Origin of the sequence: Pantoea ananatis PA13, from assembly GCF_000233595.1 — a bacterium.
Taxonomy (GTDB): Bacteria; Pseudomonadota; Gammaproteobacteria; order Enterobacterales; family Enterobacteriaceae; genus Pantoea; species Pantoea ananatis.
Genome location: NC_017554.1, coordinates 859,959 through 883,881, shown reverse-complemented (window position 1 = coordinate 883,881; position 23,923 = coordinate 859,959). Strand labels below are relative to the sequence as shown.

The 23,923-nt window shown below is 51.7% G+C and carries 26 protein-coding genes; 13 read left to right on the top strand and 13 right to left on the bottom strand.

What is annotated here, in order from left to right; all coding sequences use genetic code 11:
* Positions 1-79: 79 nt before the first annotated feature.
* From PAGR_RS04305 to PAGR_RS04285, 6 genes are all read right to left on the bottom strand, one after another.
* On the bottom strand, positions 80-274 hold the full coding sequence (locus PAGR_RS04305) for a hypothetical protein (protein ID WP_015699569.1): 195 nt from the start codon (positions 272-274) through the stop codon (positions 80-82).
* A gap of 168 nt (positions 275-442) precedes the next feature.
* Positions 443-1,309 (bottom strand): helix-turn-helix domain-containing protein, encoded by an 867-nt coding sequence (locus PAGR_RS04300; protein ID WP_014605102.1) that lies wholly within the window; start codon positions 1,307-1,309, stop codon positions 443-445.
* Between the two features lie 231 nt (positions 1,310-1,540).
* On the bottom strand, positions 1,541-1,708 hold the full coding sequence (locus PAGR_RS22960; RefSeq protein WP_013027115.1) for a DUF2474 domain-containing protein: 168 nt from the start codon (positions 1,706-1,708) through the stop codon (positions 1,541-1,543).
* Between the two features lies 1 nt (position 1,709).
* Positions 1,710-2,714 (bottom strand): cytochrome d ubiquinol oxidase subunit II, encoded by a 1,005-nt coding sequence (gene cydB, locus PAGR_RS04295; RefSeq protein WP_014605101.1) that lies wholly within the window; start codon positions 2,712-2,714, stop codon positions 1,710-1,712.
* Position 2,715: 1 nt separating this feature from the next.
* Positions 2,716-4,128 (bottom strand): cytochrome ubiquinol oxidase subunit I, encoded by a 1,413-nt coding sequence (locus tag PAGR_RS04290; protein ID WP_014594530.1) that lies wholly within the window; start codon positions 4,126-4,128, stop codon positions 2,716-2,718.
* A gap of 785 nt (positions 4,129-4,913) precedes the next feature.
* On the bottom strand, positions 4,914-5,297 hold the full coding sequence (locus PAGR_RS04285; protein ID WP_014594531.1) for a winged helix-turn-helix transcriptional regulator: 384 nt from the start codon (positions 5,295-5,297) through the stop codon (positions 4,914-4,916).
* Positions 5,298-5,399: 102 nt separating this feature from the next.
* Here PAGR_RS04285 and PAGR_RS04280 point away from each other — a divergent pair, with 102 nt between their 5' ends.
* From PAGR_RS04280 to PAGR_RS04265, 4 genes are all read left to right on the top strand, one after another.
* A complete protein-coding gene (locus PAGR_RS04280; RefSeq protein ID WP_014605100.1) occupies positions 5,400-6,257 on the top strand; it encodes an SDR family oxidoreductase in 858 nt (285 codons plus the stop codon).
* 237 nt (positions 6,258-6,494) lie between these two features.
* The gene (locus PAGR_RS04275; protein ID WP_014605099.1) at positions 6,495-6,815 is read left to right on the top strand and encodes an antibiotic biosynthesis monooxygenase family protein; all 321 of its coding nucleotides are present in this window, start codon (positions 6,495-6,497) and stop codon (positions 6,813-6,815) included.
* Positions 6,808-7,200, top strand: a complete 393-nt coding sequence (locus PAGR_RS04270; protein WP_014605098.1) for an amino acid-binding protein — start codon at positions 6,808-6,810, stop codon at positions 7,198-7,200. Before PAGR_RS04275 ends, PAGR_RS04270 begins: the two co-directional genes overlap by 8 nt.
* Positions 7,179-7,907, top strand: a complete 729-nt coding sequence (locus PAGR_RS04265; RefSeq protein ID WP_014605097.1) for an ArsR/SmtB family transcription factor — start codon at positions 7,179-7,181, stop codon at positions 7,905-7,907. Before PAGR_RS04270 ends, PAGR_RS04265 begins: the two co-directional genes overlap by 22 nt.
* 58 nt (positions 7,908-7,965) lie before the next feature.
* On the opposite strand, the gene PAGR_RS04260 is transcribed toward PAGR_RS04265, so the two are convergent.
* The gene (locus PAGR_RS04260) at positions 7,966-8,472 is read right to left on the bottom strand and encodes a GNAT family N-acetyltransferase (protein WP_014605096.1); all 507 of its coding nucleotides are present in this window, start codon (positions 8,470-8,472) and stop codon (positions 7,966-7,968) included.
* A 316-nt stretch (positions 8,473-8,788) separates the two neighbouring features.
* Between PAGR_RS04260 and PAGR_RS04255 the strand changes: the two genes are divergently transcribed.
* Positions 8,789-10,447 (top strand): alpha,alpha-trehalase, encoded by a 1,659-nt coding sequence (locus tag PAGR_RS04255; protein WP_071785178.1) that lies wholly within the window; start codon positions 8,789-8,791, stop codon positions 10,445-10,447.
* A gap of 71 nt (positions 10,448-10,518) precedes the next feature.
* Here PAGR_RS04255 and PAGR_RS04250 read toward each other — a convergent pair whose 3' ends face one another.
* The 5 genes from PAGR_RS04250 to PAGR_RS04230 all read right to left on the bottom strand — a co-directional run bounded on the left by PAGR_RS04250 (position 10,519) and on the right by PAGR_RS04230 (position 14,716).
* Entirely contained in the window at positions 10,519-11,028 is a 510-nt protein-coding gene (locus tag PAGR_RS04250) for a ferritin-like domain-containing protein (protein WP_013027125.1), read from the bottom strand.
* Entirely contained in the window at positions 11,025-11,522 is a 498-nt protein-coding gene (locus tag PAGR_RS04245; RefSeq protein ID WP_014594535.1) for a YciE/YciF ferroxidase family protein, read from the bottom strand. Before PAGR_RS04245 ends, PAGR_RS04250 begins: the two co-directional genes overlap by 4 nt.
* 502 nt (positions 11,523-12,024) lie before the next feature.
* The gene (locus tag PAGR_RS04240) at positions 12,025-12,189 is read right to left on the bottom strand and encodes a con-10 family general stress protein (RefSeq protein ID WP_006118264.1); all 165 of its coding nucleotides are present in this window, start codon (positions 12,187-12,189) and stop codon (positions 12,025-12,027) included.
* Positions 12,190-12,802: 613 nt separating this feature from the next.
* Positions 12,803-13,621, bottom strand: a complete 819-nt coding sequence (locus PAGR_RS04235) for an alpha/beta fold hydrolase (RefSeq protein ID WP_014605095.1) — start codon at positions 13,619-13,621, stop codon at positions 12,803-12,805.
* A 135-nt stretch (positions 13,622-13,756) separates the two neighbouring features.
* Positions 13,757-14,716 carry a sensor domain-containing diguanylate cyclase gene (locus tag PAGR_RS04230; protein WP_013027128.1) on the bottom strand — a complete coding sequence of 320 codons (960 nt, stop codon included), beginning with the start codon at positions 14,714-14,716 and terminating at the stop codon, positions 13,757-13,759.
* 440 nt (positions 14,717-15,156) lie between these two features.
* Here PAGR_RS04230 and PAGR_RS04225 point away from each other — a divergent pair, with 440 nt between their 5' ends.
* The 3 genes from PAGR_RS04225 to PAGR_RS04215 all read left to right on the top strand — a co-directional run bounded on the left by PAGR_RS04225 (position 15,157) and on the right by PAGR_RS04215 (position 18,174).
* A complete protein-coding gene (locus PAGR_RS04225) occupies positions 15,157-15,399 on the top strand; it encodes a hypothetical protein (protein ID WP_014605094.1) in 243 nt (80 codons plus the stop codon).
* A gap of 112 nt (positions 15,400-15,511) precedes the next feature.
* Positions 15,512-16,174: a YfdX family protein gene (locus PAGR_RS04220; RefSeq protein WP_013027130.1), complete on the top strand. Its 663-nt coding sequence runs from the start codon at positions 15,512-15,514 to the stop codon at positions 16,172-16,174.
* Positions 16,175-16,590: 416 nt separating this feature from the next.
* Complete coding sequence (locus PAGR_RS04215) at positions 16,591-18,174, top strand: methyl-accepting chemotaxis protein (protein ID WP_014605093.1); 1,584 nt, start codon at positions 16,591-16,593, stop codon at positions 18,172-18,174.
* 128 nt (positions 18,175-18,302) lie between these two features.
* On the opposite strand, the gene PAGR_RS24340 is transcribed toward PAGR_RS04215, so the two are convergent.
* Complete coding sequence (locus PAGR_RS24340) at positions 18,303-18,359, bottom strand: hypothetical protein (protein ID WP_353938860.1); 57 nt, start codon at positions 18,357-18,359, stop codon at positions 18,303-18,305.
* 1 nt (position 18,360) lies between these two features.
* On the opposite strand from PAGR_RS24340, the gene PAGR_RS04210 reads away from it, so the two are divergent.
* From PAGR_RS04210 to PAGR_RS04190, 5 genes are all read left to right on the top strand, one after another.
* Positions 18,361-18,756, top strand: a complete 396-nt coding sequence (locus tag PAGR_RS04210) for an acyl-CoA thioesterase (protein WP_014605092.1) — start codon at positions 18,361-18,363, stop codon at positions 18,754-18,756.
* A 295-nt stretch (positions 18,757-19,051) separates the two neighbouring features.
* On the top strand, positions 19,052-20,338 hold the full coding sequence (locus tag PAGR_RS04205) for a methyl-accepting chemotaxis protein (RefSeq protein ID WP_014605091.1): 1,287 nt from the start codon (positions 19,052-19,054) through the stop codon (positions 20,336-20,338).
* A 513-nt stretch (positions 20,339-20,851) separates the two neighbouring features.
* On the top strand, positions 20,852-21,127 hold the full coding sequence (locus PAGR_RS04200; protein ID WP_237711076.1) for a hypothetical protein: 276 nt from the start codon (positions 20,852-20,854) through the stop codon (positions 21,125-21,127).
* Between the two features lie 139 nt (positions 21,128-21,266).
* On the top strand, positions 21,267-22,553 hold the full coding sequence (locus tag PAGR_RS04195; RefSeq protein ID WP_014605089.1) for a methyl-accepting chemotaxis protein: 1,287 nt from the start codon (positions 21,267-21,269) through the stop codon (positions 22,551-22,553).
* Between the two features lie 431 nt (positions 22,554-22,984).
* Positions 22,985-23,758, top strand: a complete 774-nt coding sequence (locus tag PAGR_RS04190; protein ID WP_014605088.1) for a DUF1868 domain-containing protein — start codon at positions 22,985-22,987, stop codon at positions 23,756-23,758.
* The last annotated feature ends 165 nt before the right edge of the window (positions 23,759-23,923 follow it).

Below are 23,923 nucleotides of genomic sequence, written 5' to 3'. Positions count from 1 at the left end.
CGCGGACAAAAAGGAAGGATGCACAGAAAACGAAAAAGGCGCTCAGGCGCCTTTTAAGGGGATAGCGGTAATAACGTGGTTACCGCGCCGGGTTTTGTCCACTGCCTTGCGGCAGGGAGCTGTCACCGAGTATCTCGCTATGCGTCCCCTGCGATCCAGGATGTAACCCTGTGGGCACATTGGCAGGATCGGTCAGTTGTGCGGCAGCCAACGTTGGGGCCGCACACAGCGCGATAGCCAGCAGCATCGCTGATATCTGAGAGATTTTAATCATGTGTTTTAGCCTGATAAGGCGTAGAAAGCAGGTGAATATTCCAGCCCTGAGAAATAAAAGCCGTGGTAATGGCGCCTCTGTGAGCTTCAGGAAGAATTTTACGCCTGCACAGCTAATCCGCTTATAAAATCGTGCGCTTTATCACATTATGGCGCACGTTATGTGCATTCAGCCCTGGGTCACCGGGATGAAAAATACGCCTTCGATTCTGTCCTGCGTGCTTCGGGCCAAGTCCAGACACAGTAAATCCATCCCCGGCCGACAGGCTACGCCCAGCTTGGGCAAATGCAGATAATAAATGTCTGCGATGAAGCGCGTGAGCTGGTCCGGCGACCCGCTCCACGCGAGGCTGGCGTAGAGGCCTGGCGCAATGGTGCGAACCGGCAGGGCGGAATGTGCATCAGCCGTTTGCTGTGCTTCCAGGCCACGAAACAGGCTAATATGCTGCTGCTCGACAGAGCCGTTCCCCGGCCCGTACTGGAACCCCAGCCAGCCCTGCGCAGCCCCGTGACGGGCGCGAACAACCTGGCGCACCTGCTCAGCAACGCGATGATGGCGGTCGCTTATATAGTCGCCATAGCGACACTCCCATTCCAGTGTCTCACCCTGTAGCTGAAGGGCTTCTTCACGTATAACCAGCACCGCCTGCTTGACTGGTGCGCGCTGCGCAATGCGGCCGTGAAAATGGCGCACAGGTAAGACTCTGTGGCGACGGAAGGCGCCTGGCGTCATCATAAAGTGGTTTTTAAAGACCCGGTTAAAATTCTGCTGATTTTCGAAGCCGAAGCGCACCGCAATATCAATCAACGGCATCCGGGTCAGCCGCAGCGCCATGGCGGCGAGAGTCAGGCGTCGTTTTCGGGTATAGGCCGCCAGGGTTTGCCCGGTCATCTCTTTAAACAGACGCTGCATATGCCATTTGGAGTAGCCAGACTTGAGGGTAATCTGGTCGATATTGATATCGTTGGTGAGATTGGCCTCAATCCAGTCGACTAAATCATTAATATGCTGTTTTTTTATGGTTTGACTTAGCATTGATGTATGAACAGAAAACAGAAGGGAAATTCGTCATAAAAGAGTAACAAAAAGCCTTAGGGATTGTAATGAAGCACCGGGTAAACGAGAGGGTGGAAAGGCAAAAAGCGCATTAATTGCCTGGGTTACTATTTAAAAAGCCAGCCCGAAGGCTGGCTGAGTAGACAGGCAGAGTGCAGCCTGGCGTAAAGCGCGCGTACTGCGGTTAAGAAACGTACGGAGAAGAAATCCTCAGTGGCTTCGCATACCGGCGGCGGTCATCATCATTCTGAACAGCGTGGCCACCACACCGAGCGCCAGCACACTTGCCCCATAGATGACCACCAGCCACAGCACACGTTTCCACCACGGCGACCGGGTTTCATTCTGACGTTCTTTGCTGTCGACCTGGGTTTGCATATCAATGGTATCCTTCGTCTGCTTTGATTTTTCCGCGGAACACGTAGTAGCTCCAGAAGGTGTAGCCCAGGATCATCGGGATAATCAGCAGGCTACCCACCAGCATAAAGGCCTGGCTCTGAGGCGGTGACGCCGCCTGCCAGATCGATACCGATGGCGGAATAATATTCGGCCAGATACTGATACCCAGACCTGAGAAGCCCAGGAAAATCAGCGCTAAGGTGAGAAGGAAAGGCGAATAGTGCGCCTCACGCTTGATCGCCCTTCTCAGCCCCCAGGCACTCAGCACGACCAGGACTGGCACCGGCAGGAACCAGAACAGATTCGGCATGCTGAACCAGCGGTGCGAAATATTCTCATGCGTAAACGGCGTCCAGATGCTGATCACGCCGATAATCACCAGCAGCGCGATAAGCAACGGCGTTGCCAGAGCGGACATCTTGCGATGCAGCTCATGCTCGGTTTTCATAATGAGCCAGGTACAGCCCAGAAGTGCATAGGCCACCACCAGTCCTACGCCGCAGAACAGCGGGAACGGCGCCAGCCAGTCCAGTGTGGAACCGGCGAAGCTACGACCTGATACCGGAATGCCATCCAGCATGGCACCCACCGCAACCCCCTGGCTGAAGGTTGCCAGCAGCGAACCGGCGATAAACGATTTGTCCCAGAACGCCCGGTGATGCTCCACGGCCTTGAAGCGGAACTCAAATGCCACGCCGCGAAATATCAGCCCAATCAGCATCGCGGTAAGCGGAATGGAAAGCGCATCCGCAATCACCGCATAGGCCAGTGGGAAAGCGCCATACAGGCCCGCACCGCCGAGCACCAGCCAGGTTTCATTACCATCCCAGACCGGCGCAACGGTATTCACCATCATGTCGCGCTCACCTGCATCCTTATTAAAGGGAAACAGCAGGCCGATGCCCAGGTCGAAACCGTCCATCACGATATACATCAGAACAGCAAAGACAATAATCGCGAACCAGATAACAGAGTAATCAACCATCTCAACGCTCCTCATTCTTGTGAGTGGCAGCAGAGAGCGGACGTGCTGGCGTTTTAATCTGGCCGGGACCACCCGTTTCAACAATATCGCCTTCGCCCGTGACCGGACCTTGCTTAATCAACCGCATCATATAGTGATAACCCACACCGAATACGGAGGAGTAAACCAGGATAAAGGCGAGCAGGCTGATACTCATGTGCATTTCACCATGCGGTGACACCGCATCAATAGTGCGCTGCACGCCATAAACCACCCAAGGCTGACGGCCAATCTCGGTGGTGAACCACCCCGCTAAAATGGCAATCAGGCCGGAAGGGCCCATCAGCAAGGCAAACCACAGGAAGGGACGTGACTGATACAGGCGACCTTTATAGCGCAACCACAAGCTGACCACGCCCAGCGTAATCATCAGCAGCCCCAGCGCCACCATCACACGGAATGACCAGAAGATGATGGTTGAGTTTGGACGATCTTCCTTCGGGAAGGATTTCAGCGCCGGCACCTGCTTATCCAGGCTGTGCGTCAGGATGAGGCTGCCCAGGTAAGGAATCTCCAGCGCGTACTTGGTGCGCTCCTCCTCCATATCCGGCAGCCCAAACAGAATGAGCGGTGTTGCCTCACCCGGCGGATTTTCCCAGTGGCCTTCAATCGCCGCAATTTTTGCCGGCTGGTGCTCAAGGGTATTAAGCCCGTGCGCATCCCCAATCATTGCCTGAACGGGTGCGACAATCAGGGCCATCCACAGCGCCATCGAAAACATCTTACGAATGGCGGGATTGTCGTTGCCTTTAAGTAAATGCCAGGCGGCGGAGGAGCCGACAAAGAAGGCGCTGGCCAGGAAGGCCGCTACAGACATATGCAGCAGGCGATAAGGGAAAGAGGGGTTAAAGACAATTTTAAACCAGTCTTCCGGCACGACAACGCCATTCTGAATAAGGTAGCCCTGCGGGGTTTGCATCCAGCTGTTTGACGAGAGGATCCAGAACGTCGAAATCAACGTGCCGAGCGCCACCATGCAGGTCGCAAAGTAGTGCAGGCCCGGACCGACGCGGTTCCAGCCAAATAACATGACGCCCAGAAAACCGGCTTCCAGGAAGAACGCCGTTAAGACTTCATAGGTCAGCAAGGGGCCGGTAATACTGCCCGCGAACTGGGAAAAGCCACTCCAGTTGGTGCCAAACTGATACGCCATCACCAGCCCGGACACCACGCCCATGCCGAAGTTGACAGCAAATATTTTTGACCAGAAATGATAGAGATCGCGATAGGTTTGATTACGCGTTTTGAGCCACATTCCCTCCAGCACAGCCAGAAAACTGGCCAGGCCGATCGTAATGGCTGGAAAGATAATATGGAAGGAAACAGTAAATGCGAACTGGATCCTGGCGAGATGAAAGGCATCTAATCCAAACATTGCTTACCTCTTTGCCACATAGAACACCGTATAGTTACTTATAATTAACAACTTATGTACAAAGAACGTCATTCCATTGCACAGAAAAATTCCATGGCGAATGTAAAACGCTTCGCCTTGGTGAAACAGAGACAATTGGATAAGTAAAAACTATAACAGTATTTTTTGATTTAGATCATTTTTTTGTTGAAAGATCTTTTATTTAAAAAACAACGAGGAAAGGTTAATTACAGCGTAGCTTTGTGACATTATTGTTATTAAATTAGGGGATAAAAAAGTGAGTTCCTGTCCAGACAGGCTTAGCACGAAAAAACGCGCAACCCGCTGTTTTTAGCTGTTATTCAGCACAACTCCGCGCACCTGCCTCGGGCTAAAATGCACATCCCACACTGAAATTATGTGTTTTTTTATATCCTTAGCAGGGTATTTATCTTATCTACCCCTTCTGAGGTTATTTTTCAGATTGGGACATATTTAATGAACTGTAAAAAAGCGTTTATCCGCCGCAGGCGGCCTGGATTAGTTTGCTATTTATGTTAAAAAAATATCGAACATGTAAATGACCCGGTGTTCATTAACTGGCAGTGCCATTATTTACGGGGGCAGCCTTGTCAAAATAATCGCAGTAGTAAAAATGATGTTAAAAGCTACGGGATATCATCGCCAGGTTGCAGATAAGGCCGACGGTTTATCTCCGCTAAGCGTTGCGCATTCGTTAGCGGGCATCGTCTGGTCAGGGAACGTCGCTTCGTCCCGGCAGGCGCTCGCCCGTCAGGATCAACAGGCTATTCAGCGGCAGTGTCCTTTTCGCGGTGAGACAGGATGCGCTCAAGATTCTCTTCTAACCAGTCTGCCAGCCCTACGACCTGCTCCCCGACTTCACGCCCCAGCGGCGTCAGGCGGTATTCCACATGCGGCGGCACGACATCATAGGCTATACGTTGCACAAAGCCGTCCTCTTCCAGATAGCGCAGGCTCTGGGCCAGCATACGTTCACTGACGCCCCCCACCGCACGACGGAGTTCGCTAAATCGCAGCGTTTTATCTTTAAGCGCAAGCAGGATCAGCACGCTCCAGCGACTGGTGATACGCTTTAACAGGTCGCGTGACGGACAGTTAACATTGAGCAACTCGCCCCGGCTAAATTTTTCGCTCAGTTTTTCAGACATTTAACGCTTTCACCCCATGCTAACAATTCTGTAAGTACTTACTAAAAGTTAGTTTATCGCTTAGGCTGCCTTTTACCAACTGTCATCTTAAGGAGTAACCTCATGATCGCTGTTACGGGTGCCACTGGCCAACTGGGCCGTTTAGTCATTGATGCATTGAGCAAAAAAGTTGCGGCAGACAAGATTGTTGCCACCGTACGCACGCCTGCTAAAGCGGCGGATATTGCCGCATTGGGCGTTAACGTGCGTGAGGCGGATTACAATAAACCTGAGACGTTAGCGGACGCCTTTGCAGGGGTCGAAAAATTGCTGCTCATTTCGGGAAGCGAAGTCGGCCAGCGTGAACCTCAACACAGAGCCGTTATTGAGGCCGCCAGGTCCGCAGGTGTGAAATTTATTGCCTATACCAGCCTGCTGCATGCGGATACCTCTCCGCTTTCGCTCGGGATCGAGCACCGCGCAACCGAAGCCATGCTGGCGGCGTCAGGTGTGCCTTATGCCTTGCTGCGCAACGGCTGGTACACGGAAAACTATGCAGCGAGCATCGCACCTGCTCTGGCACATCATGCGTTCATTGGTGCGGCGGGCGAAGGACGGATTTCGTCTGCTGCGCGTCAGGACTATGCCGATGCGGCGGCTGAAGTGATGGTTCGTGACGATCAGGCAGGGAAGGTCTACGAACTGGCAGGCGATCACAGCTACACCCTGGCTGAATTTGCCGCTGAGATTGCCGCGCAAAGCGGTGAGCAGGTTGATTACGTTAACCTGCCGCAGGCAGACTTTGCGGCGGCGCTGAAAGGCGCAGGCTTACCGGCGCCGTTAGCGGACTTACTGGCGGACTCTGATGTCGGCGCGTCTCAGGGCGGTCTGTTCGATGATTCCCGCGCGCTGAGCCAGCTTATTGGTCGTCCAACCACGCCTTACCAGGACGTGATTCGCACCACGCTGGTACAAGGATAAGATCAGCCGAATCGCAGGCGTTTTGCCCTGCGATCGCGCCGTTGTTTACCGGAGCAGAGTCGCCGGCAGGCAACGGCGGATTTCTCCCCTGTCGGTTTTTACTCTGCCAGGCGCACGTCCCTTCTCTCTTCTCGCCCTGCCCTTCTCCACATGGAGCACGCCATTGTTCGGTACACGCCGAAGCATCGCATTCTGCCGCGCGTAAACTGCCCGCATGCTTACTCATGGAGATCTAAAATGATTGCTGTTCTTTTTGAAGCAGAAGCCGTACCCGCAGCGCAACAACGCTATCTTGCGCTGGCGGCTGAGTTGTCGCTCGGGCTGGCTGAATTACCGGGGTTTATCCAGATTGAAAGGTTCCAGAGCCTGAGCACGCCCGGAAAGATCTTATCGCTCTCCTGGTGGGAAGATGAGAGTGCGGTAAAAAACTGGCGAGAAAACAGAGAACATCAGTCAGCGCAGGAAGAAGGTAAAAGCCATATTTTTTCACATTACCGGATACGCGTTGCTCAGGTGATGCGCGACTATTCAGGGCCGGAGGGACGTCATCATGTTTGATATTCATGTCGTATTCAGCAACACGCCAGGCGCGCTTGCCGCCTTTGGCACGCTTCTCGGCCAGCATGGCATTGGTCTGGAAGGGGGCGGTGTGTTTTCTACGCCCCAGGAGAGCCATGCCCACTTCCTTGTTGAAGATGGCCCCAAAGCCCAACAGGTATTGTCGCAGGCCGGTTTTGACGTCAGGGACGTTAAAAAGCCACTCATCAGAAAGCTGGCACAGGCGCGGCCGGGGGAGCTGGGCGAAATTGCGCGGATTATTGCGCAAAACGACATTAATATATGTGTTCAGTACAGCGATCACAGTAACCGCCTCATCCTGCTCACAGATGACGATTTGCGAGCTGGCAACCTGACCCGTCAATGGACATGCGCGACAGAATGAAACTGATCCCTTCCCGCCATCATCAGGATAATCAGCCCTCGCTGGAGATCAGCATGTCTGTGGTCGCCTCGGCGATGGCAGATGCCTCCAGAATGCACATGCTTTGTGCATTGATGGATGGCCGGGCATGGACCGCCACCGAGTTGAGCGTGGTGGCCGATATCGCCCCGTCAACCGCCAGTGGCCATTTGAATAAGCTGCTTGAGACGGGCCTGCTCGTCTGTGTGGTGCAGGGAAGGCATCGTTATTACAGCCTGGCCGGTCGCGAGGTTGCCAGCCTGCTGGAAAATCTGATGGGCGTTTCAGTAGCGTCCGGCGCCCCGCTTAAAACCACGACGCCAAACCGTCTGAGGCGAGCCCGAACCTGCTACGATCATCTGGCCGGCGAAATTGCCGTAGCCATCTATGATTTTCTGCAACTGGAAGGCTGGATATGTGAGGACGGCACTGGGCTGACGCCACGTGGCACAGCTAATTTCGCAAATGCAGGGATTGCGCTTGCGCCCCGCTCCCGGCGAAAAGCCTGCTGTCCCTGCCTGGACTGGAGTGAAAGACGCTTCCATGCGGGAGGCGAAGTGGGTGCCGCCTTGTTACGCTTTCTGTTGCAAAAGCACTGGCTGGTTCAGGCGCCGGGATACCGCGAACTGGTTGTGACAGACAGCGGCAAACTGGCCCTTCAGCGCCTGTTCAAGATCAGCCTGAGCTGACGCACACTTTACGTCGCCCGTTAGTTCTACGGGTGACGAAGCACGTAAGGCTTATTGCTCAGCGTTCAGGTTCTTTGTCCAGCCGCATCAGCAAGGTATCGTGATAAACGCCGTTGACATAAAGCGCGGCCACATCCGTGCCATAGGTCTGAAACCCTGCCGAGCGGTAAAGCCGGACGGCCGCCGTATTGGTGGTGCTCACGGCGAGCTTCAGGCAGCAGCATTCACCGGCTTCGGCTATCGCGGCCGTAAGTAACGCCTTTGCCAGCCCGCTTCCACGCCATTCCGGGCACAGATACATTCCCCAGATCGTGGCGTAATGGCGCTGTTTCTGCGCGGCATTAAAGCGCACACCGACGATGCCGCCCAACCGGCCCCGATCGTCTGCTCCTGCCAGCACGCAGTTTTCACGTAGCCTTGCCGCAAAAAACGCGTCAGGCTGATGACGCTCAGTGTCATAATCTGCGCCAAAGGCAGCGGGATGACGCTTGAGCCCGTCAAGCCTGATAGTCCGAAATGCCGCCATATCCCGGTCAGTGAGACGCTGTAAGGTATAAGGTTTCACGCTAAATTGTCCTTCGCGGTCTTGTTCACGCCATTGTGCTCCATCGTGACATTTTTGTGTATTATCACCTTCACCTGCGTCATAAACATTACTCTCCGGGTAGATTAAAATTTATTTCGTTGTTACCTAAGAGATTCATCTGAAATGCATTTACGGCTAAACCCGCCATATTTAGTTGAATTGACTGTGTTTTATTCAATGCATACGATTAATAGACAATTTTTATTACGTTCATAGACAATCTGCATTGTTGTTCCTGCCTGCGAGAGGTCTATAATTCCTTCTTTGTGCAACCCCGTTCGCTCAGGAGGCCGTTATTAATACTTATCGCCAGCAACTCAATGCATTCGAAGAGAATCGTGCCGGGGCGGAAGTTGAGTATCAATACGATCCCCATGAACTAAAGCTGGACCGCATGCAAGATTCTGAACCCGAGCCGGAGCTGATTGAAGGCTTACCGGCTCCGGATGCGCTGACGCCTGCCGATCGCTACCTTGAGCTGTTCGAAGCCGTCCAGATGTCAGGCATTTTCGAGGACAGTAAAACTTTCCCCGACTGCTCGCCTAAGTACGATCCTCTGGATGTGCTGATGCGCTATCGTCGTCAAAAGCGCAGCAAGGAGTTCGACCTGTCGCGTTTTGTTGCTGAGCATTTTTATATGCCGGGCATTAATGAAAGCTTTTACGTCTCGAATCCCGACAAGACGCTCAACGAGCATATTGACGATCTGTGGCCGGTGCTGACCAAAATGCCGCAGCAGCATATGCCGCACTCATCGCTGCTGCCGTTGCCCAAACCCTATGTCGTACCGGGCGGTCGCTTCGGTGAAACCTACTACTGGGACTCTTACTTCACCATGCTTGGTTTGGCGGAGTCGGGCCGCGACGACCTGCTGCGCCACATGGCGGACAACTTCGCGTGGCTGATCGATAACTACGGCCATGTCCCAAACGGCAACCGTACCTATTACCTCAGCCGCTCACAGCCGCCGGTGTTCGCCCTGATGGTTGAGCTGTTCGAAGAAGATGGTGTGCAGGGCTCTCAGCGCTATCTGGAGCAACTGATGAAAGAGTATCAGTTCTGGATGGATGGCGCGGGCTCGCTGATGCCAAACCAGGCTTACCGCCATGTGGTCAGAATGCCTGACGGCTCGCTGCTGAACCGCTACTGGGACGACCGCGATACGCCGCGCGACGAATCCTGGATTGAAGATGTGGAAACGGCGCGTCATTCAAAACGTCCGGCAAGCGAAGTTTACCGCGATCTGCGCGCAGGGGCGGCATCGGGATGGGATTACTCGTCACGCTGGCTGCGTAACCCAAAACGCCTGGCCAGTATTCGCACGACACAATTTATCCCTATCGATCTCAATGCGCTGTTGTACAAGCTTGAGTTGATGATAGCCACGCTCTCGCATGCTAAAGGTGAAGAGCTGACTGCGCTGGCCTGGCAGAAAAAGGCCGAGGCGCGTAAGCGGGCGATTACCCGTTACCTGTGGGACAGCACGGCAGGAGTCTTTCGCGATTATGACTGGCGCCGTGCGCGCTTCGGTGCCTTTACCGCCGCCGCCGTCGTGCCGCTGTTTGTCGGGCTGGCAACGCCCTATCAGGCCCACCTGCAAGCTATCGCTCTGCGCCACCTGCTGCTCAGCAACGGCGGCCTGCTGACCTCAATGGTGGAAAGCGGTGAACAGTGGGATAAACCGAACGGTTGGGCGCCCATGCAGTGGATGGCCGTTGTGGGCTTAAACAACTACGGGGAAGAGTCGCTGGCGAACGAGATTGCCGTTAACTGGCTGACCACGGTGAACAATTTCTACCAGCTGCACCATAAGCTGGTAGAAAAGTACGATATCAGCGGCGATCGTGCCCGCCCGGGCGGCGGTGGCGAATATCCGTTACAGGACGGCTTCGGCTGGACAAACGGCGTAACGCGTCGCCTGATGGCGATGTACGGTCATTTAATGGCTGACTAACCGCCGCAGAAGCACGTAAAAAAGCCGGGAACATTTCCCGGCTTTTTACCGCCTGCGGCACCGCAAACGCATTATTTCTTCGCTTCAACGCCCGGCTGCGCGGAGCGCTGCAGGAACTGTTGCGTCACCTCAGGCAGATGCTGGAACAGCCATTCAGCCATCGCAATCTCCTGATTGCGAATTTCGCTCAGCACTCTGACACCTTCACTGTCACCGACCTGTTCTGCTGCCGCAATCAGGCTGGTATAGCTGGCGATCTCTGCGTTCTCGAACACATAGCCGCTCATCGCCCCTTTCACGACTTCATCAGAGGTGAACATACCGCCGATCGCCTGCCCCATTGCCGCCATTTTTCCCATCACGTCTTTCATGATGGAGTGGTCAATGCCGTGACGATCCAGCAGTTGCTCAAGCAGCTGAAGCTGATGTTTGGTTTCTTCCAGATGCTGTGCCAGGCGTTGTTCCAGTGCCGGGTAGTGCTCAAGGCGGCCCGACATTTTGCTCAGCATGCTCTCGGCCTGCTTCTCCATGGCATGCGCATCGCGTAGCCAGTCATGATAGTTTTCAATCGCCGTGGTCATTTTGCTGCTCCTTCAACCGTGCTGATCGCCTGAGCAAGAGTGGTGAGTTTTACATCGGTTTGTTTTTCTTCCTCAAGCGTCAGTGCCAGCAGCTTCGCCGCTTTGGTGTAGCCTAGCTTGAGTGCCAGCGCCTGCAGGGTACCGTAGGTCGCGATTTCATAATGCTCAACTTTTTGCGCCGCTCCGATCAATCCCTGATCGCGTACCTCTCCCTTTTCTACCGACTCGATAATTTCCTGTGCTTCTTCCGCCAGCCCTTCCAGCGCATGACATTTCATACGTTTAATTTTTACCTCGGGCGTGGCCTCAACTAATTCATCCAGACGCTCAATTTGCCCGCGTGTCTCTTCAAGGTGCTGATTAAACGCAGCAACCAGGTTTTCATCACTGGCAGCGCGCGCCATTTTTGGCAGAGCCCGGGCAATCTGTTTTTCTGCACTGTAAACATCTGACAGGTCGTGGATGAAAAGATCATTTAACGTTTTAACAGTCATGAAAAGAGCCTCATTAATTAAACAGCAGCACCGAGGTTTCAGCGCCGCTTCAGTCAATCGCACTTTATATAACCTTAGTGGAGTTGGCGGGAATAGTGTTTAACTTTGCAAAACCTGACAACATAAGTGGCATTAAAAATGCATTTTTTTCTTTCATTACCAGTGATTTATCTTTTTTAATTTAAATTTATTAAAAATGAGGATCTGTTTAAATTCAGCCAAATCTGTACGAATATTCCCATTCGCGTACAACTTAGCACCCAAGGAAAATAATGCCCATTCCGCCCATTGGATTGAGGTTCCATTTTTTATATTTATTTTTTGATGTCAGCGGAGCGCTGAAAAAGACACCGGAAAGGGGGCGTTCTTTCCGGTAAGATTCTTGCGACCTCACACCAGAGCGTGTTTTCACAACAGGTCAGACGGGAAGACAGAAGCGTACTGAACGTATTTCCCTTTTTTAAACCGCCAAAGATAATAGCAAGTCATTGTAAGTAAATGATTAACTACGACGGCTTACTTTACCTCCTTTGCGGCCTGCTTCGATCGCTCGCTGCGGGTCATTCTTAAAGTTCCCACCGCTGTTCTGCCCGCCTTTACGCCCGGCCTCTGCCGCGCGCTCTTTATCTGCGGCGAAATTACCCGCGCCACCACGATATTGCGTCATTCTGTATTCTCCTCAAATTTCATTATTCAACTGGCACAGTTAAAGCTGCATTACCTTAAAGGCTACAGAATTAAATGTAGCCATAAAAATCACCTTATCAAGCATAAACGCTGAGCGCTGGCGTGGGTTGCCAGACAAAACCATTTTGCGGCTCATCCCTTTAATTCTTTAGTAACGAAACTATCTAAACAAGAAACTTAACGAGAATGGCGATCATGTCAGCCCTGTGACAGCCACTCTTCCCGGCCCCTATTAATCGATCGATTCATTAAAAAGTCCACCCCGTTTTTCTTTATAAGCGAAGCGGTAAATCGGATCAGCATCACGGAACGTCGTCAATATGATCAATAAATGTTCTTTTTAACCACGCCTGATAAAGCAAATTCAACAACATCACACTTCCATCATCTAAAAATAAGCGAAGCGGTAAATTCGTTAATTATCGATGTTTCTGTTAAAAGCAGATCATTAAATAATCAAAAAAGCATCAATTAGTAAAACGGTCATGAAAAATAAAAGAGAAGAAGGTAAAAAAGGTTTTTTAAATAAGCGAAGCGTTGAGGAATAAAAAAAAACGCCCTGACGGGCGTTGCTTTCAGATTATTCTGTTCCGTTACTGTTGTAAAAACGTCAGTAAATCCTGATTGAGTTGGTCCTGATGCGTGACGGCAAAACCATGTGGGCCATTGTCATAGATCTTAAGTTCCGAACCCGGTATCAGCGCATGTGCCAGCTTGCCCGTGGCTTCAAAAGGCACTATCTGGTCATGACTGCCGTGAATAATTAAGGCTGGCACATCCACTTTCCCCAGATCTGCGCGGAAATCTGTTTCGGCAAACGCGGTAACACAGTCCAGCGTTGCTTTAAGCGATGCCAGTAAAGCGATGTTTAAGGTCTGCGTGAGCACGCCTTCTGAAACCTGCTGACCGGCATTGGTGCCATAAAACGGCGCAGCAAACTCGTTGATAAACTGCGCGCGATCTTTCAACAATCCCTGTTTAATGCCGTCAAAGACCGATTTCTCGACACCTTCGGGATGATCGTCAGTCTGGCCGAAAATCGGCGTTACCGCCCCCAGCAGCACCAGCTTTTTAACCTTATCTGTCCCGTATTTTCCGATGTAGCGTGACACATCCCCGCCGCCCATTGAGAAGCCAATCAGGGTCACGTCTCTGAGTTGCAGATGTTCAATCAGGCAATGAATGTCGTCAGCAAAGGTGTCGTAATCGTAACCGTCCCAGGGCTGATCGGAACGCCCAAAGCCACGTCGGTCAAAGGCGATGGCGCGGTAGCCGCGTTCTGCAAGAAAATTGAGCTGACTGTCCCACATGTCCGCATCCAACGGCCAGCCATGACTAAACAATACTGGCTGACCTTTACCCCAGTCTTTGTAATAGAGATTATATCCATCTTTGCTTTTAAACAGACTCATGCGTGCCTCGCTCCAGGTGGAAGTCATTACGCCTCAGGCCTCCGCCGCTCATGTTGCCGCGACAGCGCTGGCAGAATGGTGATACCACATAAGCCTGGCAGAGGGCGAAAAATGTTCCAGTCGCGGGAAGCGTCCTTATAAGCCTTCCCCGTGTGACAGGGCGACGCCACATTTGCCATTTTTTTTGATGCTGTACATGGCCTCATCGGCCCGGGCGAGCGCGCTGTCAAAGTTCTCGGGGCTGTTAACCTGAACCACACCAATCGAAGCGCCAATGGACGCTGTACCGTTAGCCAGTTCGAAGGGCTGCAGGGCAGCTTCAAGACAGGCTTGTGTGAGTTTATCTGTGAGCGGATGGGACAAGGCGAAAGGGATCAACAAAACAAATTCATCTCCGCCCAGTCGGCCAATAATGACATTAGACGGACAGGCGGCGATAAAGCGCTGGCTGAGCTGAATCAGAACGTCGTCGCCGCTGCGATGCCCCAGCGTATCGTTGACGTGTTTGAAATTATCTAAATCAATAAAGGCAATGCAAAACACGGCTTCCGTTTTCATATCGCGAAAATGGGTGAGTAATGCATGGCGGTTAGTTAACTGCGTAAGAGGATCATGCATCGCCAGTGTCGCCAGCTGCTCTTCGTACTGTTTCTCTTTGGTCATATCGATATGGGTGCCTGTTACTTTGGAGGGCCTTCCCTGCTCGTCCCATTCGCTGACCCGACCGCGATCCAGTACCCAGGTGATCTTGCCCGTTTTGCCCACCATGCGGTGCAACGCCTCATAGAAAGGCGCCTTTCCGTTAATATGATCGTAGAAAGCCTTCAATACGTCGCTGGCATCGTCCGGATGCAGGCAGGATTTCCATACGTCGAAATGCGCACCGACTTCTTTGGGCTGAAAACCCAGCATCGATCCCCAGCGTCGGTTAAAAATGACCAGTTTGCCGCTGGGAATATCCAGCTGCCACAAGCACAGTCCTGTTCCGTCCAGTGCGGCGCTTAATTTATTACGGGCATCGTGCGCAATACGCTTTAATCGCGCATTGTGCTTTTTTAAATTCGCGATTTGCTGCCGCAGAGCTTCTTCAGACATAGCGATTACTGGAAAGGGAAATGACTATTTTGCCAGTGCCAGACGTTGTGTAAAGCAGCCTACTCAAAAGAAGACGAGACGCGGATAAAATCCACACACACAGGATTTCCCACGCTTAACGGCCACCGGGCCAGCACACGACAAAATCTTAAGGGGAAAAAGACAGTGTGTTTCCTCTGTCGTTACCCGCCTTATTTTCCCGTTAACAGGATGATGAAAATTCAACCTGATGTCAGCCTGTACGTTTTCTTCTATAGAAAACTCAGGTTTCTTAAAGAACGGAGGACCTGTTACAAACTCATTCATCTAACTCAATGACTTTTAATGAAAAATAAAGATGAAAAATGTAACGATGACATTTTTCTGCAAACTCATAATCACACTTAAATATCTTTCGGGTGTTAATTAAAGACGTCAGCACGACATCAAGGAGATAAATTATGGCCCGGTTAATGACCCTTTCTTTTCACGGCAGCCAGTGTGAAAACCCGTCACAGCAGGATGTACACCTTACCGAAGCATGCTTTTCAGGCGATATGTTTTTTACCCAACTGCGCGGCAGCAACTGCCCTGTAAAAGATTACGCCTCAGACAGCACAGCTCCCGATCGTTTCTGTGTCAGTAATGCTGTTCTGGATAATCATTTCCACAGTAGCAAAACCCAGACGGCGATATTCATCTGACAATCACTGTCTATGATTTTTCCGGAAAGATTTATTACCCGTAATAAGGCACGCTTTATGTAATTAATGACGTTAGCACCTTTCGGATGCATACATACAGAGGATTAATATCATGAAAAAGATGATTGTTAGCTCAATGATTGTAGCCGTATTAGTGTTTACTGGCGGAGCCGCTGCCGCTGAATCTTTTAAAGACAGCCACACGTTAAATAACGAAGTCGTATCCGCGCAGGCGGCCCAGGCGATGAATGATATTCAGCTTTCTCGCAACGCGTTATTTAACGGTCAGACGCAACAGGCAAAAGCGCTGGCCACCCAGGCAGAAACCTACCTGAAAGATAATAGCGTGGACTGGACCAAATATATTCGCTACGACAAGAAAGCTCCTATGAATGGCGATAACTATATTCGTATCGGTTCTGACGTCTCCGTTTCAGAAGATTATCAGTTTTCGAAACAGAAAAATGATGCTATCGATCAGGCCAACCAGCATATCAAAGCGGGTGATAAACAGGGCGCGCTTGATGCGCTGAAACTGGCAGGCGTTGCCGTTACCGAAACGCAGGAACTGATGCCGTTGCAGCAGACTGAAAACGATGTTTCCAGCGCACTCGCCATGATGAAACAGGACAAATACTATCAGGCAGGTATGTTGCTGAAATCCGCTGAAGAAGGGGTAATTTATGATACTCAAACCTATTCTGAGCTTCCTGTGAGCCCAACGATGCACCACACCCAAACGGGCGCTCATGCGCAGACAGGGAGTAAAGGCTAATCATCGCAGTTAATAAAAACGACGTTATTTAACTGCTCTGTCGCTTTCATTATTTCGAATGAAAGCGACATTTTTTATACATATCCATTAGCAACTTTCTTCATGTTTTTTCTGCATTAGCGTTTTGAATCCCTTCACCTCCGCAAAGCGAAATTGCTTTCTCTTTATTAAGCTGTTTTTTCACGTGCTTATGGAACGGCTAAAAGTCACGTTACTGCTCGTAACATACGGTTATGTTATCCCCACGGCATCGTATCCTTTCTATAGATAACCCAGGTAATTATCTGCGGCTAACCTTAAGGACAGGTTTTATAAAAAAAGGAGGTGCGGTTATAAACTGCCACTCTTCTTTGCCGATAAACGAAATGTAATGGCTTTTATCACAAAAATAATAAGATCACTTATCGGGGAAAAACATGAAAATCACAACCGGCCGTAAAATCGCCTTCGCGTTCGGCATCATCGTTATTGTTTCGCTGATTGGCAGCAGCTTGTCGATCGCCAATTTTCTTAAACTGCGTCAGGCCAACACCTGGAACATCCACAGTTATCAGGTCATGAGCGTCAGCGACAGTATGCTGACCGATATGGTGAATATGGAGACGGGCGTGCGTGGGTTTGTTGTTTCAGGCAATGACAATTTCCTGGCACCGTTTAACGCTGGTAAAACCGCTTTCGATCAGAAATACAATCAGCTTCGCAGCATGACGGCGGATAATGCCGAGCAGCAGCAAAGGCTGACCTCGCTGCTTGAACTGCATAACAGTGTTCAGGCTGTGGACGATCAACTGATCGCCTTGCGCCGGGATGTAAACAGCGGCAAACAACCGCTGGAAACGCTGACGCATTTCTTTCAGGAGGGCCGCGATAAGGCATTTATGGATCGCTATCGCACCCTTGCCGCTGAATTCAACAACGCGGAAGCTACGCTGTTAGCTAAACGCTCTGAAGAGGTGAACAGCCTGGCCTTTGCCACCAAAATGACGCTGAGCCTGGCCGGTATTATTACGATTCTGCTTTCGATTATTCTGGGTACGATTATTACGCGCAGCATTATCCGCGCACTGGGCGGCGAGCCAAAAACGGCGGCCGATATTGCCGGAATGATTGCGCAGGGTAACCTGACCGTGGACATTGCTGTTCCGCTTAAAGGCCAGGGCAGCCTGATGGCGTCGCTTGAAGCCATGCGTCAGCAGTTGGTCACCATCGTCAGCGGCATTCAGTCGTCTGCGGAGCTGATCAACAATTCAGCCAACGAAATCGCGCAGGGCAATATCGATCTGGCTCAGCGCACAGAAGAGCAGGCTGCCGCGCTTGAACAAACGGCTGCCAGCATGGAAGAACTTACCGCCACCGTTCGTCAGAATACTGACAACGCACGTCACGCCAATACTCAGGCCGACACTACATCACATGTGGCGATCCAGGGCGGGGATGTCGTGAAGCAGGTGGTGGAAACCATGCGCTCTATTTCAGAAAGCTCGGGCAAAGTTGCCGAAATCATTTCAGTCATTGAAGGCATTGCATTCCAGACCAATATCCTGGCACTTAACGCCGCCGTTGAAGCCGCAAGAGCGGGCGAAGGTGGACGCGGATTTGCGGTCGTCGCCGGTGAGGTGCGTTCGCTGGCCTTACGCAGTTCAACCGCGGCCAAAGAGATCAAAGATTTGATCACACAGTCGGTCGAGCATGTGGCGAAAGGCTCAGGCCTGGCAAGAGAAGCCGGTAATACGATGGAGGAGATCGTGAAATCGGTGCAGGGCGTAACAACCATTATGGGCGAAATAACCATCGCATCGGACGAGCAGAGCAATGGTATCGGTCAGGTCAGCATTGCCGTTAGCCAGATGGATCAGGTTACCCAGCAGAACGCCGCGCTCGTTCAGCAGGTTTCCTCCGCCGCGCAGGGCATGCTGGAACAAACCGTGATGCTGCGCAACGCAGTGTCTATTTTCCGCACCGAAAGAAGCGGCACTCTTGCGGCGCCGGCTTTCCGATAACTGACGCGCTTTTCTTCCGATAACCGCGTTTTATCGCCTCACCCGGGCCAGCGCCTCGCTGGCCCGGCCATGTTACAGCATGATATATCACCGTACGCGGTCCCCGCGCATCCCCAATAAAAAGCATTTCACAAAGCGCCAATGATCACTAAAGTGAGCATAACCTCACTCACTACTGGCGCTATTATGTTTACGAAAACGTATCAGGTTGACGAAAAGCACATCGATTTTCAGGGCGTGGTGGACGGACTCTACTATCCGTTTTATATGGAATGGACACGTCACGCTTTTATGAAAGAGCACATTGGTGTCGATCTCGAAGAAGAGTTTACCGCGGGTCGTATTCATATGCTGCTGGAGTACACCCTGCGCTTCAAAAAGAGCCTGAAGAAAGGTGATGAGATGCAGGTGACCTGTACACTGGCGGCCAATGAAAAACGCAACCGCGTTAACTTCATCCAACAAATTCTGGTGAATAATGTCGTTTATGCCGAGGCGGTTTTCACCGGCACCTGTCTGGAAAACGGTCGCCCTGCCATCCCTGAATTTTTGCGCAGTGCAATACCGGATAACCCGTCATAACGCGGCTTCAGGCCGCTTCATTGCAGCACCATCCGCTCCCCGACACTGACAGTGTTGAGAGCGAAACCTACGCTGAGGGGCATGCGCATTGTTGACGTCACCGCATGCCCTTTGTGAATAGCGTGATGCACCTCACCAGACTTTAATTGTGTCCGTAATGTGACCTAAATATGACACGCGCGATGCCGATAACGTTAGTGGACCCGAGCCGATCGACCTCCCTGTAAACAGGTCGCTGTCTCTCCACTACGTGGTCAACTCTTTGACCTTTTTACGGCTATAAATGGAGAGTGCTATGTTTTCCTTTACGCGTTTTAAACCGGGCAAAACCCCGCTGAATGTCTCCGACGATCGGAGGAACGTACAGGCGATCAAAGCCTGTAGCGGCTGGATTGAATTTACGCCCGAGGGCATCATTCTTACGGCCAACCCGGTCTTCCTGGCGGTCACGGGCTACCAGCTCAGTGAAATTACCGGCCAGCATCATCGTATGTTCTGTAAGCCAGACTTTGTGCGCTCTCGTGAATATGCCGAATTCTGGGCAACCCTGGCATCAGGCCAGTCTTTCAGCGGCATCTTTGAACGCTACAGAAAAAATAAAAGTCTGCTCTACTTAAGCGCCAACTATTTCCCCGTGAAAGACAAACACGGCACCGTGAAGAAAATCATCAAAATCGCCAATGACATCACTGACCGGCACGAAGAGCTGACGCATAAAGAAGCGATTATTACTGCGTTGAACAACTCCATGGCGATGATCGAATTTACCCCGCAGGGCGAGATCCTCAACGCCAATAAAAACTTTCTGACGCTGATGGAATACGATCTTGCGGCGATTCAGGGTAAACACCACCGTATATTCTGTTTTGATACCTTTTACAAAGAAAACCCTGATTTTTGGCAGAAAATTCAACATGGACGCGCGTTCACCGGGCGTTTTGAAAGGGTAACGGCATCAGGAAAACGTGTCTGGCTTGAGGCCAACTACAACCCGGTTAAAGATGCTGCGGGGCACATTTATAAAGTGATTAAGCTGGCTTCGGATATCACCCAACGTGTCGTCACGGCGCAGGAGGTTGCGGATATTGCCATGAATACCTCTGAAAAAACGTCGCATCTCACCGCGAATACCAATGAGGTTCTGAGCCAAACGGTGCGAAATGCAGAATCCATGGCCTCTCAGGTAACAGCCGCTGCGGAGATCAGTGACAAACTGAATTATTCGGCCAAAGACATCAAAGAGATTGTCTCCACGATTCACAACATTGCCGGACAAACCAATATTCTGGCGCTGAACGCCGCCATTGAGGCCGCACGCGCGGGCGAAGCGGGACGTGGGTTTGCGGTAGTCGCGGAAGAAGTCAGACGTCTTGCCGCCTCCACCTCTCAGGCAACGCAGAAAATCAGCAAGGTGGTTGAAGAAAATGCCAGTCTTATCGGCGATATGCATCAGCAGCTTGATGGCATCAACAGTTTTCTCACGACGGAAAACGACAAGATGATTCATCTCTCAGACAGTATTCAGGAAATTTTCAGCGGTGTGAACGAATGCGTTACGGTGATTCATCGACTGAATGTGTGACGGCACAGGCGATGTTGCAGGCGGACATTGGCGACACCGCCTGAGATGTCATCGCCACGGCAGCGCCCCCCCCGCTGGCGCGTGATTGTTTGGCTCGTCAGTCCCTGCCACTATCCGCCCTCTACGCGCCTGTATTTTATTCTCGTCGCCTGCGCGTCAACCCGGCAGAGGCCCACCCGCTGGCGCGTGATTGTTTGGCTCGTCAGTCCCTGCCACTATCCGCCCTCTACGCGCCTGTATTTTAATTTCGCCGCCTGCGCGTCAGCACGGCAGAGGCCGGTACTGGGGATTGCGCTATCGCCGGTATCTTTTGCTGTCCGTCTGAGAAAGGGGTGCGGACGCCATTACCTTGCGCTGCGCTCCTCAGGTATTTCGTTGTCTTACGCAGAGCGCCTTCGCTTAAGCCGATGATAAAAACGCAGCTGGGTTGCCCGAAGTGAAATCAGTCCAGCTGAACGAACGCCTGTCAATCGAATCATCCCCCGATTCATTTGGATAACAAAAACGTCCCCAATGTTTTTTGTCATCATTCAACAAGTTATGATTAACAATTCCGCCGGTGTGCTGGCAATTTTTAATGGCTTCCTTCTTGAAACAGGCCGTCCGCTGCCCCTGCCGTTTTTTCAGTCGGAACAGCAAACATGGCGAGGGAACCCGCTAAATTACTGCTGCTCGCGTATTTTACGCCACCCTCTCATCTTCGGGCTGCACGCCAGGCAAGAAAGTCCGCGTGCTTATACCGCACTGGATCGCTTTGCCTGCCACTGTGATAAACATCACTTTTTTTAATCTATTTCTAAATATGAATCCATCAGTGCCGATAATCTAAGACGACCCGCGCCGGACGCTTTACTTTTCACAGGCAGCAAATTCCCCGACACAGGCCAAAATCGTTTGTCCCTTTTATCTGAAAAAGATGGAGAGCGTTATGTTTGCCCTGACACGTTTTATGCCCGGTAGCGCTTCATGGGGGTCCGCAGATGATCAGACCAACACGCAGGCGATCAAAGCCAACATTGGCTGGATTGAATTTACGCCTGACGGCAGCATCATTACGGCAAACGAGCCTTTTCTTGAACTGACGGGTTACACGCTCAACGAGATTGCGGGTCAGCACCATCGCCTGTTCTGCGATGATAACGTCGTGCGCTCCAGCGACTACGCGCATTTCTGGCAAACCCTGGGCGCCGGTCACTCCTTTAGCGGCATTTTTGAGCGCTTTCGCAAAAATCACAGCCGGCTGTATTTAAGCGCGACGTATTTTCCTGTGAAGGATCGTCACGGCGCGGTAAAAAAAGTCATCAAAATCGCCAACGACATTACTAATAAACATGAAGCGTTGAAGCATAAAGAAGCCATTATCACCGCCCTAAATAACTCTATGGCCATGATCGAGTTCACCCCGCAGGGCGAGGTTGTTGATGCCAATAACAATTTTCTGAAATTAATGGGCTACCCGCTTGATGGCCTCAAGGGCAAACATCATCGTATGTTTTGCTATGATGAATTTTATAAAGAGCACCCTGATTTTTGGCAAAAGATCCAGCAAGGCCGGGCTTTTACTGGACGTTTTGAGCGGGTCACCGCCTCAGGCAAACGCGTCTGGCTGGAAGCCAGCTACAACCCTATAAAAGATGATGCAGAGCACGTTTATAAGGTCATCAAACTGGCATCTGATATTACCGAACGTGTTGAGAATGCTAAACGGGTTGCTGACATTGCCGTCACAACGTCGGAAGAGACGTCTCAGATCACCTTTAATGCGAATGATGTACTGGGTGAAACCATCCGCAATGCGGAATCGATGTCGTCACAGGTCAGTGCGGCAGCAGAAATTGGCGATAAGCTCAATCATTCTTCGATGGATATTAAAGAAATCGTCTCGACGATCAACGCCATCGCCGGGCAAACCAATATTCTGGCGTTAAACGCCGCGATTGAGGCGGCACGTGCAGGCGAAGCGGGGCGTGGATTTGCCGTGGTGGCCGAGGAGGTCCGGCGACTGGCGGCCTCGACATCGCAGGCGACGCTTAAAATCACCAGAGTGGTGGAAGAAAATACCACCCTTATTGAAAACATGACCCAGCAACTTGAAGAAATTAAACGCTTTCTTACTGCCGAGAATGACAAAATCAGCAACCTCTCGCGCAGTTTTCAGGAGATTAATCGCGGGGTGAATGAATTCGTGACGGTTATTCATCGGCTCAATGTATAGACGTGGGAAAGTCATGCCAGCGCTGAATACGCTGGCTTCTTCTTGCCCTGGCTAACAGGACAAATACGATCCGCTGCGCCCCGCCGATTAGGTTGCGTCCCGCAGGCTGAATGCACCCAACCCGGCCAAGAACGCCGGCGCGCGGTTCCTCTTCTGGACATCATACTCTCCCTTCATCTTTTAGTCACAGACATTCGCCAGGATGGCCGATTGAGATGCGCGTCCCCTTGATTAACCAGCACGATGATGCCGGGATCTGTGCTCCCGCGCAGGTGTGTTATCGCCCCCTCATCATTGCATCAGGCTTCTGCTGTCCTGTGACATCCCGGCCAGACAGAGAAGACGTCCTCTCTACATGCCCGTGCAAGATCGCACAGGCGAGGAACCCATTAATGATTTTGCCGGAATCTGCTCAATACTGAGGTAGGACGATGACAACACGGAGAATGCTGTTGAAAGGTACGATTGCCACTCTAGGCGGTATGGCCGCCGCCCGCGCTATTGGTGCGGAACACCGCCCTAACGACGTGGGCCGTAAGTTTGCCGCGGACGGCCGGGTTCTGCCGTTTAGGGGAAACACGATTATTTGCCATCTGCCGCAGCAAGGTGAAGGCTCGGAACCCTTCGATGCCCTGCTTGATGTCTATCGTGAGTTACCCGGTGAAAGCTGGTCACGAAAGGTCACCGCGCTGCCTCCCTCCAGTTATCATATGACCGTTTTCGGCGGTGCCAACGACAAGGAAAGACGCTATCCCCTGTGGCCTGCTGGGTTGGCTCTTGATATGCCTATGGAAGAGTGCGATCGGATCCTGGCTGAGCGCCTGCGGTCGTTTAAGCTGGGTGAAGATGCCGCGCCATACCGCATGCGCGTTAATCCGGAGGCGCCCTCTGCGCATGAAACCCCGTTAACGCTGCGCCTGTTAACGGCCGATGCAGATACGGAGAAGCGCTTGCGCCAGTTGCGCGATCGCCTGTCTGAAGTCACCGGCATTCACGAGCCGGGCCACGATCGTTACCAGTTTCATATTACGCTGGGATATCAGGTTGCGCCGTTAACCGACGACGAAGATGCCGCCTGGCGACATTCACTGGCAAACTGGAAAACCATGATTGCCCAACGCGCGCCGGTTATCACGCTCGGCAATCCCGAGTACTGCCTGCTGAATGATATGTTTGCTTTTAAGCGCCAGTTTTATCTGTCGTGAATCTGCCCTGCGGGAAATGCGCGAGGCCCTTTCTTCGCGCTTCCCTTATACATCCTGGTTTTACGAAAAAAGCCTTACCTATACATCGTGGCTGAATCGTTTACAGATTTTTGACTACTGCCGATAAAAAGATGACTTAACACCATTAAAAAGCATTTTAAATGT

Coding starts and splice junctions, on each gene's coding strand:
- PAGR_RS04190 (WP_014605088.1), top strand. CDS start 22,985: ATGACAACACGGAGAATGCTGTTGAAAGGTACGATTGCCACTCTAGGC.
- PAGR_RS04215 (WP_014605093.1), top strand. CDS start 16,591: ATGAAAATCACAACCGGCCGTAAAATCGCCTTCGCGTTCGGCATCATC.
- PAGR_RS04210 (WP_014605092.1), top strand. CDS start 18,361: ATGTTTACGAAAACGTATCAGGTTGACGAAAAGCACATCGATTTTCAG.
- PAGR_RS04230 (WP_013027128.1), bottom strand. CDS start 14,716: ATGTCTGAAGAAGCTCTGCGGCAGCAAATCGCGAATTTAAAAAAGCAC.
- PAGR_RS04235 (WP_014605095.1), bottom strand. CDS start 13,621: ATGAGTCTGTTTAAAAGCAAAGATGGATATAATCTCTATTACAAAGAC.
- PAGR_RS04220 (WP_013027130.1), top strand. CDS start 15,512: ATGAAAAAGATGATTGTTAGCTCAATGATTGTAGCCGTATTAGTGTTT.
- PAGR_RS04240 (WP_006118264.1), bottom strand. CDS start 12,189: ATGACGCAATATCGTGGTGGCGCGGGTAATTTCGCCGCAGATAAAGAG.
- PAGR_RS22960 (WP_013027115.1), bottom strand. CDS start 1,708: ATGCAAACCCAGGTCGACAGCAAAGAACGTCAGAATGAAACCCGGTCG.
- PAGR_RS04200 (WP_237711076.1), top strand. CDS start 20,852: ATGTTTTTTGTCATCATTCAACAAGTTATGATTAACAATTCCGCCGGT.
- PAGR_RS04205 (WP_014605091.1), top strand. CDS start 19,052: ATGTTTTCCTTTACGCGTTTTAAACCGGGCAAAACCCCGCTGAATGTC.
- PAGR_RS04250 (WP_013027125.1), bottom strand. CDS start 11,028: ATGACCACGGCGATTGAAAACTATCATGACTGGCTACGCGATGCGCAT.
- PAGR_RS04270 (WP_014605098.1), top strand. CDS start 6,808: ATGTTTGATATTCATGTCGTATTCAGCAACACGCCAGGCGCGCTTGCC.
- PAGR_RS04290 (WP_014594530.1), bottom strand. CDS start 4,128: ATGTTTGGATTAGATGCCTTTCATCTCGCCAGGATCCAGTTCGCATTT.
- PAGR_RS04225 (WP_014605094.1), top strand. CDS start 15,157: ATGGCCCGGTTAATGACCCTTTCTTTTCACGGCAGCCAGTGTGAAAAC.
- PAGR_RS04195 (WP_014605089.1), top strand. CDS start 21,267: ATGTTTGCCCTGACACGTTTTATGCCCGGTAGCGCTTCATGGGGGTCC.
- cydB (WP_014605101.1), bottom strand. CDS start 2,714: ATGGTTGATTACTCTGTTATCTGGTTCGCGATTATTGTCTTTGCTGTT.
- PAGR_RS04280 (WP_014605100.1), top strand. CDS start 5,400: ATGATCGCTGTTACGGGTGCCACTGGCCAACTGGGCCGTTTAGTCATT.
- PAGR_RS04245 (WP_014594535.1), bottom strand. CDS start 11,522: ATGACTGTTAAAACGTTAAATGATCTTTTCATCCACGACCTGTCAGAT.
- PAGR_RS04305 (WP_015699569.1), bottom strand. CDS start 274: ATGATTAAAATCTCTCAGATATCAGCGATGCTGCTGGCTATCGCGCTG.
- PAGR_RS04275 (WP_014605099.1), top strand. CDS start 6,495: ATGATTGCTGTTCTTTTTGAAGCAGAAGCCGTACCCGCAGCGCAACAA.
- PAGR_RS04300 (WP_014605102.1), bottom strand. CDS start 1,309: ATGCTAAGTCAAACCATAAAAAAACAGCATATTAATGATTTAGTCGAC.
- PAGR_RS04285 (WP_014594531.1), bottom strand. CDS start 5,297: ATGTCTGAAAAACTGAGCGAAAAATTTAGCCGGGGCGAGTTGCTCAAT.
- PAGR_RS04265 (WP_014605097.1), top strand. CDS start 7,179: ATGGACATGCGCGACAGAATGAAACTGATCCCTTCCCGCCATCATCAG.